The 15,569-nt window shown below is 62.5% G+C and carries 15 protein-coding genes; 3 read left to right on the plus strand and 12 right to left on the minus strand.

Going from position 1 to position 15,569, the window contains the following annotated elements:
* Window positions 1–61: 61 nt before the first annotated feature.
* The gene (locus KBP54_RS01045) at window positions 62–1,606 is read right to left on the minus strand and encodes an AMP-binding protein (RefSeq protein ID WP_256006035.1); all 1,545 of its coding nucleotides are present in this window, start codon (window positions 1,604–1,606) and stop codon (window positions 62–64) included.
* Between the two features lie 67 nt (window positions 1,607–1,673).
* Between KBP54_RS01045 and KBP54_RS01050 the strand changes: the two genes are divergently transcribed.
* Entirely contained in the window at window positions 1,674–2,486 is an 813-nt protein-coding gene (locus tag KBP54_RS01050; protein ID WP_256006036.1) for a GDSL-type esterase/lipase family protein, read from the plus strand.
* Window positions 2,487–2,493: 7 nt separating this feature from the next.
* Here the strand turns inward: KBP54_RS01050 and KBP54_RS01055 are convergent, their stop codons facing one another.
* The 11 genes from KBP54_RS01055 to KBP54_RS01105 form a co-directional block, all read right to left on the minus strand.
* Complete coding sequence (locus KBP54_RS01055; protein ID WP_246814886.1) at window positions 2,494–3,225, minus strand: DsbA family protein; 732 nt, start codon at window positions 3,223–3,225, stop codon at window positions 2,494–2,496.
* Window positions 3,218–3,559 (minus strand): DUF2304 domain-containing protein, encoded by a 342-nt coding sequence (locus KBP54_RS01060; RefSeq protein ID WP_070477332.1) that lies wholly within the window; start codon window positions 3,557–3,559, stop codon window positions 3,218–3,220. Before KBP54_RS01060 ends, KBP54_RS01055 begins: the two co-directional genes overlap by 8 nt.
* On the minus strand, window positions 3,556–4,239 hold the full coding sequence (locus tag KBP54_RS01065) for a glycosyltransferase family 2 protein (protein ID WP_070477755.1): 684 nt from the start codon (window positions 4,237–4,239) through the stop codon (window positions 3,556–3,558). The genes KBP54_RS01060 and KBP54_RS01065 overlap by 4 nt, the downstream gene beginning before the upstream one ends.
* A gap of 13 nt (window positions 4,240–4,252) precedes the next feature.
* Window positions 4,253–5,044 (minus strand): glycosyltransferase, encoded by a 792-nt coding sequence (locus tag KBP54_RS01070; RefSeq protein ID WP_070477334.1) that lies wholly within the window; start codon window positions 5,042–5,044, stop codon window positions 4,253–4,255.
* 11 nt (window positions 5,045–5,055) lie between these two features.
* Complete coding sequence (gene rfbA / locus KBP54_RS01075) at window positions 5,056–5,904, minus strand: glucose-1-phosphate thymidylyltransferase RfbA (protein WP_070477336.1); 849 nt, start codon at window positions 5,902–5,904, stop codon at window positions 5,056–5,058.
* Between the two features lie 4 nt (window positions 5,905–5,908).
* Window positions 5,909–6,256, minus strand: a complete 348-nt coding sequence (locus tag KBP54_RS01080; protein WP_141742156.1) for a hypothetical protein — start codon at window positions 6,254–6,256, stop codon at window positions 5,909–5,911.
* 10 nt (window positions 6,257–6,266) lie between these two features.
* The gene (rfbD, locus tag KBP54_RS01085) at window positions 6,267–7,559 is read right to left on the minus strand and encodes a dTDP-4-dehydrorhamnose reductase (protein WP_070477340.1); all 1,293 of its coding nucleotides are present in this window, start codon (window positions 7,557–7,559) and stop codon (window positions 6,267–6,269) included.
* The gene (gene rfbB / locus KBP54_RS01090) at window positions 7,559–8,545 is read right to left on the minus strand and encodes a dTDP-glucose 4,6-dehydratase (RefSeq protein WP_256006041.1); all 987 of its coding nucleotides are present in this window, start codon (window positions 8,543–8,545) and stop codon (window positions 7,559–7,561) included. Before rfbB ends, rfbD begins: the two co-directional genes overlap by 1 nt.
* 6 nt (window positions 8,546–8,551) lie before the next feature.
* Window positions 8,552–9,733: a hypothetical protein gene (locus KBP54_RS01095; RefSeq protein WP_256006043.1), complete on the minus strand. Its 1,182-nt coding sequence runs from the start codon at window positions 9,731–9,733 to the stop codon at window positions 8,552–8,554.
* Window positions 9,734–9,749: 16 nt separating this feature from the next.
* The gene (locus tag KBP54_RS01100) at window positions 9,750–10,889 is read right to left on the minus strand and encodes an alpha/beta hydrolase (RefSeq protein ID WP_256006045.1); all 1,140 of its coding nucleotides are present in this window, start codon (window positions 10,887–10,889) and stop codon (window positions 9,750–9,752) included.
* 563 nt (window positions 10,890–11,452) lie between these two features.
* Entirely contained in the window at window positions 11,453–12,730 is a 1,278-nt protein-coding gene (locus KBP54_RS01105) for an alpha/beta hydrolase (RefSeq protein WP_256006047.1), read from the minus strand.
* Window positions 12,731–12,837: 107 nt separating this feature from the next.
* On the opposite strand from KBP54_RS01105, the gene lpdA reads away from it, so the two are divergent.
* Both lpdA and KBP54_RS01115 read left to right on the plus strand, forming a co-directional pair.
* Window positions 12,838–14,250: a dihydrolipoyl dehydrogenase gene (lpdA, locus tag KBP54_RS01110; RefSeq protein WP_256006048.1), complete on the plus strand. Its 1,413-nt coding sequence runs from the start codon at window positions 12,838–12,840 to the stop codon at window positions 14,248–14,250.
* A 541-nt stretch (window positions 14,251–14,791) separates the two neighbouring features.
* Window positions 14,792–15,565, plus strand: a complete 774-nt coding sequence (locus tag KBP54_RS01115) for a succinate dehydrogenase cytochrome b subunit (RefSeq protein WP_070363223.1) — start codon at window positions 14,792–14,794, stop codon at window positions 15,563–15,565.
* The last annotated feature ends 4 nt before the right edge of the window (window positions 15,566–15,569 follow it).

The following is a 15,569-nucleotide window of genomic DNA, read 5'->3' on the forward strand; positions in this document are numbered from 1 at the left end:
GGAACGATTTGGAGCGTCTCATGTGAGGCTGCTACGTGCTAACCCGCGCGCCGAATGCCCGCTACAACTCCCGCGGCACCACTTTGCCGGTGGCGTTGCGTGGCAGCGCGTCGACGAAGTGGACGTCGCGGGGGATGGAATGCTCGGCGAGGTGGTCGCGAACCCAATCCTGGACGCTGGCAGCCGTCAACGCCTGGCCGGCGCGATCGTCAGTGCGGACGATCCAGGTGGCGACGCGTTTGAAGGTATCGGGGTCGTCGACGCTGCCGACGTAGAGGTCGTCGATACCTGGCATGCGCTCGAGGACTGCTGCGACGGATTGGGGGTGGACGTTTTCGCCGCCGACGATGATCATGTCGTCGCTGCGGGACACGACGTGCAGGAGGCCCTGGTTGTCGAAGTACCCGAGGTCGCCCATTTCGATGAGGCCGTCGATAGTGACCATGGGCGTGTCGGGGTTGGTGTAGCCGCGCAGGGCGGTTTCGTTGTTGAGGAAGATGCGCCCGACGGTGCCGGTGGGGACTTCGCGGCCTGCGTCGTCGTAGATGCGCAGGGTGGTGCCGGGTGGGACGCGGCCGACGCAGGTCGGGTCGTTGGCGACGGTGGTGGCGTCGGCGGCTGCGGCGAGGGCGAGTTCGGTGGAGCCGTAGATATTGGCCACGATGGGTCCGAAACGGTCGATGAGGCGCTCGGCGAGGAGTGGGGTCAGGGCGTTGCCGGCGGTGCCTATGAAGCGCAGGCGCGATGTGTCGTACTCTCCCTCGAGGTCAAGCATGTGTTTGAGGAAGATGGGGGAGGAGATGAGGCCGTCGCAACGGAAGTGTTCGAGCTGCCGAAAAACCTTGTCGGGGTCGAAGACACGCTGCGTAACGATGGTACCGCCGACCCCAAGCGTGATGTTGAGCGCGGACCAGCCCCAGGTATGGAACATGGAGGCGGTCGTCTGGACGGTGTCGCCGGCGCGGAAGGGGATCGCCTCGAGGTAGCCGGTGACCACGAAGGGGAGGGCGGGCTCGGCGCGCAGGATGCCCTTGGGGATGCCGGAGGTGCCCGAGCTCATGAGCACGATGTCGCCATGTTTCGGAAACAGCGGCAGCGCGGCGTCGCCGCCACCCATACTTATCGACGCCAACTTCGCCCCATCAACCACTACCATGCCGGTGACCTTCGGGATGCGGGGCAGGAACTCGTCGTCGGTGAAGAGGATGTTGATGTCGTTTTCCTCGATACACCCGCGGAGCTGTTCGGTGGAGGAGCCGACGTTGAGGAGGAAGATGGAGCCGCCGGTGTAGCCTTTAGCGCCGAGTGGCAGGATGATGCCGCGGCCATTACGGGCGATGACGCCGATGCGCGGCTGGTCGGTGACCGTAAGGATCCAGCGGGCCACGTTGCGCGCTTGGGTGCGGAGGTCGCGGTAGGTGAGGAGGCCGGCGTCGTCGATAAGGGCGGTGCGCTCGGGGGCGGCGAGGTAGCCCTGTTCGATAGCGCGGGCGGTGGTGAAGCGGAAGCGGAGCAGATTTGGTATAACCCCTAGCGCTGCTTTCTGGCTGTTGCCGAGGCTGATCATTCCGGCGCGGTGGGTGGCCCTGAGAAAGCGGAGAAACATTGCTCTATTCTATGACATCTGGCAAAGTAGGCGTAGTTCTTGTTGTAGATGTGAAAGAAGTGCACTTGTGTTTCGTAAGTTGACGGCGGCGATCGTCGCGACCGCGCTGGCCATTGTGCCAGCGCAGGCCACCGCGCAGCCGCGTAACATGGTGGTTTTCGGCGATTCAGTCATTGCCGACCCAACAGTCCACGACTGGGCGGCAGGAAAAATCGGCGCCACGCCACAAGGCTCCTCGGATGCGAAGGTCTGGTGCCCAACCGGTGCAAGGAATTGGGGCAAGCAGGCGGCTGCGCGCCTCGGGTTGCGGGCAATGGACTACTCCTGTGCCGGCACCGTTTCAACTCGCGTTGGCCCCTATTTCTCCCTGCAGGTTGACCGCGCGTTGCGCGACCGCTCCCTGAACCCGGCAACGGCCCGCGTCATCATCTCGACCGGCTTCAATGACACCTATTCGACCGGCGGCCGGTCCCCGGAGCAGGTGCGTCGCGCCTTCGTCGACGCGATGGTGCCGCAGGTGAACCGTATCCGGGCGGCGGCGCCGAACGCGCGCATCCAGATTGTCGGCTACCCGAAGATCACGCAGGGCGACCGCGTGTGCCTGTTTCAGCTGGGCAACAACATGCACGACGCCACCCCGATGCCCTTCGTGCAAGCGTGGGAGGACACCGCGCAGTGGATGCAGGTGGACCTGGCGCGCGCAGCGGGTGTCGAATTTTTGGACCTGAAGCCGTCCACGTGGAACAACAACATGTGTGCCCCGGACCACATCCGGATGTGGGCCGGGCTGGTCGATTTCGGCCCTTCGCCACGCAACATGCCGCTGCACGTGAACCAGCGCGGCCACGCCCACGTCGCGGACGTCATCGCGCATTCCTAGAAACTAGCTACTTGGCCAGCGCGTCCTCGATGGCCTGCTCGAAGGCCTCGTAAGGCTGCGCGCCGATGATTTCCTGGCCATTGACCAGGAAGGACGGGGTGGAGTTAAAGCCTGCACGCTGCGCTAGGTTGTTGGCGTCCTGCAGGGCGGCGTCGTACTTGTCGCTGGCGGCGTCGGCCTTGAACTTCTCCATGTCCGGCATGCCTGCGGCTTCAGCGAAGCGGACGAAGTCCTCCATGTCGAAGTCGGGATGGCCTTTGGCCTTGATGGCCTCTGCCATGTAGGCGTCCTGGTACTCGAAGAATTTGCCTTGGTCGGCGGCAGCGCGGCCGGCGCGGGCTGCTTCGACGGCGGCCTGGCCGTTAACTACGAAGTCGTTGAACTCGATGCGCACCTTGCCCTCATCGACGTAGTTCTTGATGATCTGCGGCATGATCTCAACGTTGGCCTTGATGCAGAATGGGCAGTCCCAGTCGGAGAACTCGGAGAGGACGACGGGGGCGTCGACATCGCCGAGGGCCATTGGGTCGTTGGCGTCGCGGCGCTCGATCTCGGCGGCGGCCTCGTTCATAGTCGGTTCGGCGGCAGGCTCTTCGGCGGCCTGAGACGGTGCAGTCTGGGCGGTCTCCGTGGCGGGTGTCGCGGAGTTTGCGCCGATGACGTAGCCACCCACCCCGGTGCCGACCGCCAATACTGCCGTAAATGCCCACATCAGTGGTGGGATCTTGGTATCACTCATGGTGCTCCTTTGGTTGTTCTGCGTTTTGTAATGCTACCGCCCGCGCCAAACGAGCGTAGCGCAGCTCCTGCTCACGGAACCGGGTCCAGGTCGAGATGGTGGTGAAGAAGAACGCGATGATCAGCACGTACAGCATCAGGTCCGTGCCGCGGGCAACACCCAACCAGTTGGCAAGGATGGTGACGTCGTCGGGGCGCAGGATCGCCCAGATGGCGGCGATGAACATCGCGCCGAAGCCGATCTTCACCCACGCTTTCGCGTTCGCCTTTCGGCGGTTAGCAAAAAAGTAGAGCGCCAACAGGACGGTGGCGCAGATCAGTGCGAACTGGATCATGGGAGCCTCCCTGCCACGATGTTGTCGGCCAGGATGTTGACGCCGTTGATAAGCGACTGGCCCTTGCTCATCGAGTACTCCGTGTACAGAATCTCCACCGGCTCCTCGGCGACGCGCCACTTGCGTTGGTCGATCAGGGCGACGATCTCGGATGCGTGCGACATCCCGTTCATCCGCAGGTTCATCTCGTTGGCCACTTTGAGGTTGAAGGCGCGTAGGCCGTTGTGGGCGTCGCTCAGCCCGAGGCGACGAGTGCGTGGCGAGAGCAACACCACCGTGCGCAGCACCACGCGCTTGATCCACGGCACCTGCGAGCTATCTTGGCCGGCGAAGCGGGTGCCCACCACGATGTCGAGCGGCTCCGTGCGCAGGCGCTGCACCATGCGCAGCACGTCCTTGACCTGGTGCTGACCGTCGGCATCGAAGGTGACAAAGTACTTCGCCCCCGGCTGAGCCCGCGCGTACTCCACCCCGGTCTGGATCGCGGCGCCCTGCCCCAGGTTCACCGGGTGGTTGACCAAGTGAGCCCCGGCGGCGCGGATGGCGTCGGCAGAATTGTCGCGGGAGCCGTCATTGACGGCCACGATGTTCGGGAACGTAGCCCGCGCATGCTCAATGACCTGCTGGATAACGGGGCCCTCGTTATAGCAGGGGATGATGAGCCAAGTGTCGTCGTTCATGTTGACGCAGATGTTACCCGGCGCGGTGGAAAAGCTGCGCATAAACGCGCTTCAGCAGAGGCTTCGGCAGCAGGCGGTAGAGGGTGCGCACTGCGACGTTCACCATCGCGCGCGTGCGGCCGATCAGGCCGTAGCGCACCAGCCGGATCTGCATGTCTACCTCCGAGGTGAACATGTCGCTGCCGGTGCGGCGGTCGAACTGCTCGTCGGTGACACGGAAGTAGGTGAGTGGCTCCTGCATGTTGTACAGGGTGTAGCCGTCGGCGATGAGGCGCGCGAAGAGGTCGTAGTCCTCCATGAGGTGCACGTCCTGGTACCCGCCCACCGCCTTGACGTCCGCCGTGCGGTACATCACGGAAGGGTGGTTCATTGGCGAGTTCATCTTGGCGTAGTGTGCGGGGTGCTCGGGCAGGCGTCGGATGCCGCCGGTGCGCTCGCCGTCGAACTCCTGCACCGCAGTTCCCACCACGGACACCTCGGGGTGCTGCTGCAAAAACTCGAGTTGCCGCTCGATGCGCTGGGGGAACGCCTTGTCGTCGGAGTCGAGCTGCGCCACGAACTCGCTGTTGATCGTCTCCAGCGCCGCCTGCAACGCGGGGCCCGCACCGCGGTTTTCGGCGCAGCGCACCACGCGCGCCCCATACTTCTCGACGACCCCCTCGACCCCATCCGCCACCGGCCCATCAAACACGACCACGACCTCGTCCGCGGGGCGGGTCTGCTCAGCGAGGGACTGTAGCGCCTCGGCGAGCTGGTCAGGAACAGTGCCGTGGTAGGCAGACAGGAGCGCTGTAACGGTGGACATGGCTACCGATACTAGTTGCGTGCGGCGTCGAGAAGAAATGTGCCGTAGCCCGACTTCACCATGGACTCACCCAGGCTGACCAGCCTGTCCACAGAGATGAACCCCTGCTCGTAGGCGGCGACCTCCGGCGAGCCGATCACCACACCGGTGCGCTTCTGCAGCACCTCCACGTAGGCGGACGCCTCCGCCATGGAGTCAATCGTGCCGGTGTCCAGCCACACGTCACCCCTGTTCAAACGGTGGACCCGCAGCTGGTTCGCCTTGAGGTACGCCTCGTTCACGCTGGTGATCTCCAGCTCGCCGCGGGCACTCGGGGTGATCGTCTTCGCGATGTCCACGACCTGGTTGTCGTAAAAGTACAGGCCGACGACGGCGAAGTTGGACTTCGGGTGCTCCGGTTTCTCCTCAATCGACGTGGCCACGCCATTCGCGTCGAAGTCCACCACACCGTAGCGGTGCGGGTCGGAGACCTCGTAGGCGAAGATGGTGCCGCCGGTGCCGTCGTGGCTGAGGTCCAGGGCGCCGTCGAAAATGTTGTCACCCAGCACGAGCGCCACTGAGTCATCCCCGATGAAGTCCTCGGCGATCAGAAACGCCTGGGCAAGCCCGTCGGGGGAGGGTTGGATGCCGTAGTGGAGCATGATGCCCCAGTCGGAGCCGTCGCCGAGGAGGCGCCGGAACGCGGGCGCGTCCTCCGGCGTGGTGATCACCATGATCTCCCGGATACCAGCGCTGATTAGCGTGGTCAGCGGGTAGTAGATCATGGGCTTGTCGTAAATCGGCATCAACTGCTTCGAAATACCCTTCGTAATCGGGTAGAGCCGGGTGCCGGACCCGCCGGCCAGAATGATGCCCTTCATCGACTTAGCGCTTCGGCAGGATCTTATCCAGCGGCAGCTTCTCGATCACAGTCAGCACCGTGGTCAGGATGCCCATGATGAACAGGATCAGCGCCGGGGTGGACACGTTCGACGTGTCGCCCGCGGACAGTGCCATCGCCGGGTCGGTCGGGGCAGTATTCGTCGTCGTGGTGGCCTCAACCGTCGGGGTGACCGTCGCCGTCACCGTCGGGGTGACGGTGACCGTGGTGGTTGCTGGGGTCGAAGGAGCCGAAGGAGCAGGCGAGGTGGAGGTTTGGGTGGAAGCGAACGCCGGGGTTGCCACCACCAGTGCCCCCGCCACCGCGAGAGCTGCAAGAGAAGTGCGATTCATGCAGTACAACCTACCCAAGATAGAGCGCCAACGCAGCTCTCCAGTTCATGGGGGCAAAGCCCGTCGCCTTGATCTTGTCCAGCGCCAGCGTCGATTCCGCAGGCCGTGGCGCCTTGTCCTCGTACTCCTCCGAAGTCACCGGGTGTACCTGTGCGGGGTCCTTGCCCATCCCGATGAACACCGCCATTGCGATCTCGTCGCGGCCCACCGAATCCCCATCCGAGGTGATGTTGTACACCCCGTACGCAGCCTCGTTGGCGAGCAGGTGGCGGATGCCCTTCGCCAGGTCCTCCGCCGACGTCGGCCGCCCGCGCTGGTCCTTCACCACCCGCGGCTTTGCGCCGGCCTCCGCGAGGGAGCGCATCGTCGCCATAAAGTTCGCCCCGTCCCCGAACACCCACGACGTGCGCACCACGTAGTGCTTGCGCGCCACCTGCGCCGCCGTCTCCCCGGCAGCCTTCGACGCCCCGTAGCGGCTCAGCGGGCTCGGCAGCTCGTCTTCCGTGTGCACCTCGTGCGTGCCGTCGAAGATGTAGTCGCTGGACACGTGCACCAACACCAAGTCGTGCTCATTGGCCACCCGCGCCAGCTGCGCCGGGGCCTCCGCGTTCACACGCCACGCGCCCGCCGGGTCATCCTCTGCGCCATTGACGTCGTTGTACGCCGCGCAGTTGATCACCGCCCAATACTTCGACCAGTCCACGCCCTCCAGGTTCGTGATGTCCAGCTGGTCCCGCCTGCAGAACTCCGCCTCATCCGGCCCGTACAGTTCCTGCAGCGCCCGGCCCAGCTGCCCGTTCGCGCCCGTCACAAGGATTTTGCGCTGGGGGACTGGGGTGGCGTCGACAAGCATGGGGTGAGTGAGGTCGGCCTCCGAAAGCTCCGTGGGCTCCAGCGGCCACTCGACCTCTTTGTAGGAGCAGTAGGCGTAGCGCGCGCCGGGCTGGTAGCGCTCGTTGACCAGGTAAATGTACGTCGTGTCGTCCTCGAGCGCCTGGAAGCCGTTGGCCACCCCGCGCGGCACGAACACCGCCGTCTCCGGGCCGATCTCGCAGCTGAACGTCTCCCCGAACGTCGCTGAGCCCTCGCGCATGTCCACCCACGCCCCAAACACGCGGCCCGACGCCACCGACACCCACTTATCCCACGGCTCCGCGTGCATGCCGCGAGTCGCCCCGCGCCGCGCGTTGAAGCTCACATTCTGTTGCACCGGCACCAGCTTCTGTCCAGCCCAGTTTTCCTTGAACCAGCCGCGGTTATCGCGGTGCACCGCAAGCTCGTGGACTTCCAACCCAGCAATCATTACTGTCCTCTCGCCTCATAACGCTTCTCGACGTCCCCCTTCGCCCCTTCCCACCACCAGCGGTTCTCGCGATACCACTCGATGGTTTGCTGCAGCCCGTCGCGCAGATCCTCCGTGTAACGCGGCCGCCACCCCAGCTCTGTGGCGAGCTTCGTGGAATCCATCGCGTAGCGCTGGTCGTGGCCGGGGCGGTCGTTGACGTGCTCGTACTTGCCACCCATCAGCTCGCAGATCATCTCGATGACCTGCTTGTTCGTGGTGTGGTCGTTGTCCGCGCCGATGTTATACGTCTCACCCAGCTTGCCGCGTTCCAGGATGGTCAGCACGGCGTCGTTGTGGTCGTCGACGTGGATCCAGTCACGCACCTGCGCGCCCGTGCCGTACAGCTTCGCGGGCTGCCCGCACAGGATGTTCGTGATCTGGCGCGGGATGAACTTCTCCACGTGCTGGTACGGCCCATAGTTGTTGGAGCAGTTCGAAATCGTCGCCTGAATACCAAAACTGCGGATCCAGGCCCGCACCAAATGATCCGAGCCGGCCTTCGTCGCCGAATACGGACTCGACGGCTTATACGGCGTCGCCTCCGTGAACTTCTCGTTGCCCGTCAGCGGCAGGTCTCCGAACACCTCGTCCGTGGAAATGTGGTGCAGCCGCGCCCCGTGCCTGCGCACTGCCTCCAACAACATATACGTGCCGATCAAATTCGAGTGAATAAACGGCGACGGGTCCTCCAACGAATTATCGTTATGCGACTCCGCCGCGAAATGCACCACCACATCCGACGCCCCCACCAAGTCACCCACCAGCGCCTCATTAGCGACGTCCCCCTCCACCAACTCCACGTCCAACCCCCGCAGATTCGCCGGGTTGCCCGCGTACGTCAGCTTGTCCAGGACCGTGACCTTGTAGTCAGTGCGCTCGGTGACCATCCGCACGAAATTCGCGCCGATGAAGCCCGCACCACCAGTGACCAGCATTGTTCCCATGGGCTTCTACCTTAGCCGGAGCGCCACCAAATGTACCGCCGCCCCCGCCAGCGGGCCCGCGAACAAGGCCGTGACCACGACGGAGTGGACGTCGACACCCACGAGCCGCGGCATCACCCCCAGCACCGCGAACGCCACTGCCGTCGCCGTCAACCACCCCGCGACGTACCAGCCGTGCCGCTCTAGCGACAGCACCGCCACCCCCGTAATAATCAGCGCGCCCATAAACGCCGACGCGAACGTAAGCACCCCAAGCGTGAGCCCATCGACGTAAAACTCCGGGTCAAACGCCAGTTTTAGAATCCAGGGGCCCACCGCCCACGCCGCGGCGAAGCCCACAACGCCCAAGCCGAGCACGGCAGCAACCGGCTGCACCAACGCCGCAAACAACGCTTCTCGACGCTCCACAAACCTCACCACCAGCGCCGACTGGAACCGCTGCAACGGCACCAACACCGGCGCCCGCGTCAAAATCACCGCGTTCATAATCGCTGCCACCGACGCCTCAGGGAATGCCGCGTTCACCGCCGTCGGGAAGCCCGTAATCAACGCCGCCGACGCCCCCGACGCCACCATCGCCGTCAACACCCGGCGCACAAACACCCCACGATGCACATCCAGCGGCACCCGCAAATGCTCCCGACGCAACACCACCAGCCAACTCAACGCGCCGACCACCGTAATCACCAAAAACGCAGGCAGGCCCCACCCCAGCGCCCACGCCAGAAGCGCCAACACCAGCCGCACACCCGAATCCAGCGCCACCAGCGCCGCGTAGCGCTCCCACAACTGCGCCCCCGACAGCACCCCGCCCAGCACCGCCTGGAACACGTACATCACCAGGCCAACCTGCAGCAGGGCAGTGGCCGTCAGCGTACTTCCGGGAACAACGGTGCCAATGAACAGTGCGCCCGCGACCGTTGCCGCGACGACCACCACCAGCGCCGTCCACGCCCCCAACCGCCACGGATTCGCCGAACCCCGCCGGCCATCCTCGCGCGCCGCCGCGACGGCACGCGTGGTCTCGTGGGTGAGGCCGTCGATAAGCCCGGTGGACGCGAAGAACAACCCCCAGTACGCAGCGAAGTAGCGGTAGGCCGTGTCGGCGTCGAGTGCCTTCGACGCCACCCACAACACCACAAAGCCACTGACCGCCGCGAACAGCGTGGCAAAAGAAAGGTGCTTCACCTGGCGTTACATCGCCTTACATTCCGAACGACGGCGCGATCGTGGTAAACCACGCCTTGTGCAGATCCTCGCGCCAGTACGGCCACGAGTGCGTCCCCGCATTCCGGAACTCATACTGCGCCGGAATATTCAGGCCCTCCAGCTTCGCGCGCAAATCATGCGAACACTTATTAATCGCAGCCTCAATCACGCCGCCCTCAACCTGCAGAATCGCCGAACCGACACTCGCCGCAGGCTGCGGAAGCCCCTGGCCAACCAAGTAACTCACCTGATCCTGGCGGCCCGCCAGGCCCGTGCCCGTCGAAATATACAAGCTGGTCCCGCGCAGCTTCTCCGCATTCACAAGCGCATCGTTATAGCGGTTATTCGGGCTACCCATCGGGCCCCACATCATCTCCGGCGTCACCGTGCGGTAATCCAACGTTCCCGACGCCCGGTTCACCGTAATCCGGCCAAACTGGTACGCCTCAGGCGTCGACGTCGCCGCACACCCCGAGAAGGACGCCGCAGACTTATAGAACCCGGGGTAGTGTGTCGGCAACACCAGAGACGTGGTCCCCGACATCGAGAATCCCACAATCGAACGGCGATTCTTGTCCGCCCCCAACAGCCCCTCAATCGGCCCCGGCAACTCCTTGACCAGGAACGTCTCCCACTTCTGTGGGCCGCTAATGTAGCGCGAGCGCACATTGTCACTCACCCAGTCCGTGTAGTACGAAAACGCGCCCTCCTGCGGAATCACAACATTGACGCCCTTGCCTGCGAAGAACTCGCGAGCATCACTCATGCTCAACCAGTCCTGGTGCTGCTCCGCACCACCAGCGCCGTTGAGCAGGTAGATCGTCGGCGCGTTCTGTACGCGCTGCCCCGCAGTATTCGTCGCAGGCAACACCGCCACCGGGATATCCCGGCGCATCGACGGCGAATACACCAAGAAGCTCAACACCTGCTTATGGTCAACCTTCTCGACCCACTTCTGTGGCTTCCCATCCGTCTTCGCCAACGGTGGATTCGCAATTGCGTTCCAGGGCTTCACCGTACCCACGGGCTGGGCCGATGCTGCTGGCGTAACTGCTGGGATCGCCTGGAGTGCCGACAAAGGAATGGCTACAGCCATCGCTGTAGCCACAACCGAACGAGTGATGCGCTTCAACATGGAAGCCATCCTACTTTACAGATGTGGCAATTGGGGCTTCTGGTGTCACTTTGTTCGGCGTTTCGTGCAAGAATGTGGGAAGTATTTCGTTCTTACAGAATTTCTCTTTGAAAGAAGGTAGTTGCAATGAACCCGATCGAGTCCATGCAGGTCGCCATCAACAACGTCCTCGGTGAGCTGATCCACTTCGGCTCCTCGACGTCTTCCACCATCGCATACGGCATGGGCCTGTTCTAGAGGCTCGGCCCGCTTGAACCCGTCGCGCCACCTTTTGTTGGGTGGTGCGGCGGGTTTTGTGGTTCGTGCAGGGCGCTGCGCACCAAATTCCTTAATTTTTGGGGGGCAGGTTTGTGTTTCCCCAGGTCGCCGAGTGGGCGTGAGGGAATTTGGTGTCTTGTGGAAACGCTGGAGTGCCAAAGGGCGCAACCTTATTTAGGCTAGACATTCAAACCTGCAGGTGAGAAAAGCGCTAGATGTTAAGGGTTGCGTCCTTTGGCACTGGTCGACCAGGGGGGCGCGCCAAATTCCTAGTGTGGGAGGGAATTTGGTGTCTGGGGCGGGAGTTAGAGCCCAAGCGCCGGCTTGATGGTCTGCTTCCAGGACAGCTCCAGGTCTTCCTTCCAGATGCGCCATGAGTGGGTGCCGGTGGCGCGCAGGTTGGCGTTGTATGGGATGTCGTTGGCTTTCAGCTTGACCAGCAGGTCGTGGGTGCAGGCGTTCATGGCGGCTTCGATCACGCCGCCCTCGACGATGAGGGTTTGGGCGTTTGCGGAGGCCTGGACGAAGTCCATGTCGCGGGTCTTGCGGAGGAAGCCGACGGTGTCACTTTCGGCGAAAAGGCCCGTTGCGCTGGAGATGTACAGCTTGGTGCCCTTGAGCTTCTCGGCGTTGACGAGGGCGTCGTTGTGTCGGTTGTACTCGCTGCCGGCGCGGCCCCACATCTCCTCGGGCTTGGCGCCGCCGCGGTTGACGGTGAGGTTGACCCAGCCGTTCGGGATGCCCGTCGAGGTAGCGGCGCAGCCGGAGAAGGAGCCGACGGCGGCGTAGCGGCCAGGGTTGTGCTCAGCGAGGAGGAGGGCTGAGGTGGCGGACATGGAGAACCCGACGACGGCGCGTTTGTCGTTGTTGGTGCCGAGGTAGGGCTCGATGGCGTCAGGGAGCTCGGAGCCCAGGAACGTGGACCACAGCTGTTTGCCTTGCAGGTAGCGGGAGTTCGGCTCGTAGAGCCAGTCGATGTAGTAGGAGAACGCACCCGCCATCGGGATGACGACGTTGACCGGCTCGTCTTCGAAGACCTTCTTCACCACGGTGCCCGCTTGCGCGATCCAGTCAGTATCCTGCTCGGAGCCACCGGCGCCGTTGAGGAGGTAGATGGTCGGTGCGTTCGGTACGCCAGCGCGGATCACACCGACGGGGATGTCGCGCTCCATAGCGGGGGAGTAGACGCTGAGCTTCTCGGAGCCTTTGATGCCGTCGATGTTGGTGAACCAGTACTGATCGCCGCCGCTGGGTTTTTGCGGTGCGGTTTCCAGCTTCTTTACGCGCGCGATGGCATCGTTTGTGGTTTCGGCACCCTCTGCTGTGGGGATGTCGGCGTCATCAAGCGTGGGTTCGGTGCTGTCTTCCTCTACGACTTCGACGACCGTCGTTTCCTCAACCTTGGTTGTGGTCGTGGTGGTCTTCGAGGAAGAGGTCGTCGTCGCCTCACTTATCGACGTCTCCTCTACGCTCTGGGCGGCAGAAATAGTCGTTGCCTGTTCGGATGGTGCAACGGCATACCAGCCTCCTGCAGCGATCGCGACGGCAGCGGCTCCGGCGATAGCTGGACGCGCAATATTCACGGGGTGCTCCTCAACTTTTTGTAGGTGGTGAAGGGTGTCCTTCAAGCATTCTATTAAAGTGTCCGATATTGAAGCGAAAACGTTACAAGCAACGTATTCTATGGGGCGTGACTAAAGAGCATTATGACGTTGTTGTCCTCGGCGCTGGCCCTGGTGGCTATGTCGCCGCCATCCGAGCAGCGCAGCTGGGCCTGAAGGCTGCGGTCATTGAGAAGCAGTACTGGGGAGGTGTGTGCCTCAACGTTGGGTGTATCCCGTCGAAGTCGTTGATTAAGAACGCGGAGATCGCCCACATCTTCAACCATGAGGCGAAGACGTTCGGCATCAAGGGTGATGTCGAGTTTGATTACGAAGACGCCCACAAGCGCTCCCGCAAGGTCTCCGAGAAGATCGTCGGCGGCGTGCATTACTTGATGAAGAAGAACAAGATCCAGGAGATCCACGGTCTTGGCTCCTTCACCGATTCCAACACGATCGAGATCACCGAAGGCGACGACAAGGGGAAGACCGTCACCTTCGACAACTGCATCATCGCGACGGGCTCCGTCGTGCGTACCCTGCCAGGCATCGAGCTGAGCAAAAACGTTGTGTCCTTCGAGGAGCAGATCCTCAACGAGGACGCACCGAAGTCCATGGTCATCGTGGGTGCGGGCGCTATCGGCATGGAGTTTGCGTACGTGCTGTCCAACTACGGCGTGGATGTCACCGTTATCGAATACATGGACCGCGTTCTGCCGAACGAGGACAAGGACGTGTCCAAGGAGATCGCGAAGGCGTACAAGAAGCTCGGCGTCAAGCTCATGACCGGCCACGCAACAACTGCCGTTCGCGACAACGGCGACTCGGTCGAGGTGGACGTCAAGAAGAATGGCACCGACAAGACTGAAACGCTCACCGTTGAGCGCGTCATGATCTCTGTCGGCTTTGCCCCGCGCGTCGAGGGCTACGGCCTGGACAAGGCTGGTGTCGAGCTCACCGAGCGTGGCGCCATCGCTATCGATGACCGCATGCGCACCAACGTAGACGGCATTTACGCCATCGGCGACGTCACCGCGAAGCTGCAGCTCGCGCACGTTGCGGAGGCGCAGGGCATCATCGCCGCCGAGACCATCGCGGGTGCTGAAACCCTCGAAATCGAGGACTACATGATGACGCCGCGCGCCACCTTCTGCAACCCTCAGGTCGCCTCCATGGGTTACACCGAGGAGCAGGCGAAGGAGAAGTGGCCAGACCGCGAAATCAAGGTTGCGACCTTCCCGTTCTCCGCGAACGGCAAGGCGGTCGGCCTGGCTGAGACCGCGGGCTTCGGCAAGATCGTCGCCGACGCCGAATACGGCGAGATCCTCGGCGCTCACCTGGTTGGCGCCAACGTTGCCGAGCTGCTGCCAGAGGTCGTCCTCGCCCAGCGCTTTGACCTCACCGCCGGCGAAATCGCCCGCTCTATCCACATTCACCCAACCCTGTCTGAGGTGCTGAAGGAAGCGGCCCACGGCATCGAAGGCCACATGATCAACCTGTAGCCTTTTTCTTCTCGACGCCCGGTCCCGCCTGTTGGTGGGACCGGGTTTTGCGCTGTGTGGGTGGGGTTCTCGCTCAGTTGCCCTGCCTTCGCGCCTTCATACATTGCTCCGGTTGAGGCGTTAGAGGAGTGCGATGCTGGTCGCCTCTTTTGGCTGACCCTATCCGATTTTTGCCGACCTGCATCGCACGCTCCTAAGCCCACGCTTCGAACGTTTTGGGGCGCGCTGACGGGGTAGTAAAAGGACCGCTCACCCTCCCATTTCCCGATGTTTGAAGCAGACTCTTGACTACCGACCTTTGGGGGTAGTTCGAAGATTTTATAGACGTTACGCGCAGGTCGTGAGTAACATCACAAATTAGGTTTACCTTGGTTTGTTCTCATACTGAATATGTGCAGGGTGTCGCCATGCTTAAAATTTCGAAAATTTGCCAAGCGCGTCCAGGCGGTGAATTTTGGGTGAAAATCAGGCGAAAGAAACATGCTCTGACTAGGCAATAGTGAAGAATGGTGCCTAAAGTGGTTACGACACTGGAGGTGCCATGACTGTACAAAAAACAGACCGTGAAGCAATTCGTCACGGAAAAATTACTGAGAAGCCGCTACGAGAGCGGCCAGGGTTCCCAACATGGGCAGTAAAGCTCGAGATGGCCATCACTGGCCTCATCTTCTCGCTCTTCCTTCTTGTTCACATGGTGGGCAACCTGAAGATTTTCATGCCGCTCAAGGCTGATGGCGGCGCACACATTGATGATTACGGCGAGTGGTTCCGTACGTTCGGCGAGCCGCTGTTCCCGCGTGGGGGATTCCTATGGATTCTCCGCATCGTGCTGCTGACGTGCTTGATCCTGCACGTGTATGGTGCGTTCACTCTGAAGAAGCGTTCCGCCGAGTCGCGCGGTACGTTCAAGCGCACGAACCTGATGGGGGGCTGGCAGTCCACCGCGACGCGTTGGATGCTGGTGACCGGCGTCATCCTGCTGTTGTTCATCATCTTCCACATCCTGGATCTGACCGCGGGCACGGTTGTTGCTTCTGAGCAGTTCGTTCATGGCAATGTCCGTGACAACCTGATTGCAACCTTCGCTCCTGAGCGTTGGTACGTGACCCTGTTCTACCTGGTTGCCATGCTGGCGCTGCTGCTGCACCTGACGCACGGTGTGTACTTGGCAGTTTCTGACCTTGGATGGCTCGGCGAGCGTGGGCGCGGCGTAATGGTCGTGTTGGGGTACGTACTGCCGTTCATCGTTGTTCTTGGAAACGTCATCATGCCACTGGCCATCATGGCTGGTCTTATCCCGGGGTACACCCGCTAACGGC

This window comes from Corynebacterium pseudogenitalium, from assembly GCF_024453815.1.
GTDB classification, from domain to species: domain Bacteria; phylum Actinomycetota; class Actinomycetes; order Mycobacteriales; family Mycobacteriaceae; genus Corynebacterium; species Corynebacterium pseudogenitalium.

Bases quoted from the DNA above. Each gene is read 5' to 3' on its own strand.
- KBP54_RS01045 (WP_256006035.1), bottom strand. From the start codon at position 1,606: ATGTTTCTCCGCTTTCTCAGGGCCACCCACCGCGCCGGAATGATCAGC.
- KBP54_RS01055 (WP_246814886.1), bottom strand. From the start codon at position 3,225: ATGAGTGATACCAAGATCCCACCACTGATGTGGGCATTTACGGCAGTA.
- KBP54_RS01060 (WP_070477332.1), bottom strand. From the start codon at position 3,559: ATGATCCAGTTCGCACTGATCTGCGCCACCGTCCTGTTGGCGCTCTAC.
- KBP54_RS01065 (WP_070477755.1), bottom strand. From the start codon at position 4,239: ATGAACGACGACACTTGGCTCATCATCCCCTGCTATAACGAGGGCCCC.
- KBP54_RS01070 (WP_070477334.1), bottom strand. From the start codon at position 5,044: ATGTCCACCGTTACAGCGCTCCTGTCTGCCTACCACGGCACTGTTCCT.
- rfbA (WP_070477336.1), bottom strand. From the start codon at position 5,904: ATGAAGGGCATCATTCTGGCCGGCGGGTCCGGCACCCGGCTCTACCCG.
- KBP54_RS01080 (WP_141742156.1), bottom strand. From the start codon at position 6,256: ATGAATCGCACTTCTCTTGCAGCTCTCGCGGTGGCGGGGGCACTGGTG.
- rfbD (WP_070477340.1), bottom strand. From the start codon at position 7,559: ATGATTGCTGGGTTGGAAGTCCACGAGCTTGCGGTGCACCGCGATAAC.
- rfbB (WP_256006041.1), bottom strand. From the start codon at position 8,545: ATGGGAACAATGCTGGTCACTGGTGGTGCGGGCTTCATCGGCGCGAAT.
- KBP54_RS01100 (WP_256006045.1), bottom strand. From the start codon at position 10,889: ATGTTGAAGCGCATCACTCGTTCGGTTGTGGCTACAGCGATGGCTGTA.
- KBP54_RS01115 (WP_070363223.1), top strand. From the start codon at position 14,792: ATGACTGTACAAAAAACAGACCGTGAAGCAATTCGTCACGGAAAAATT.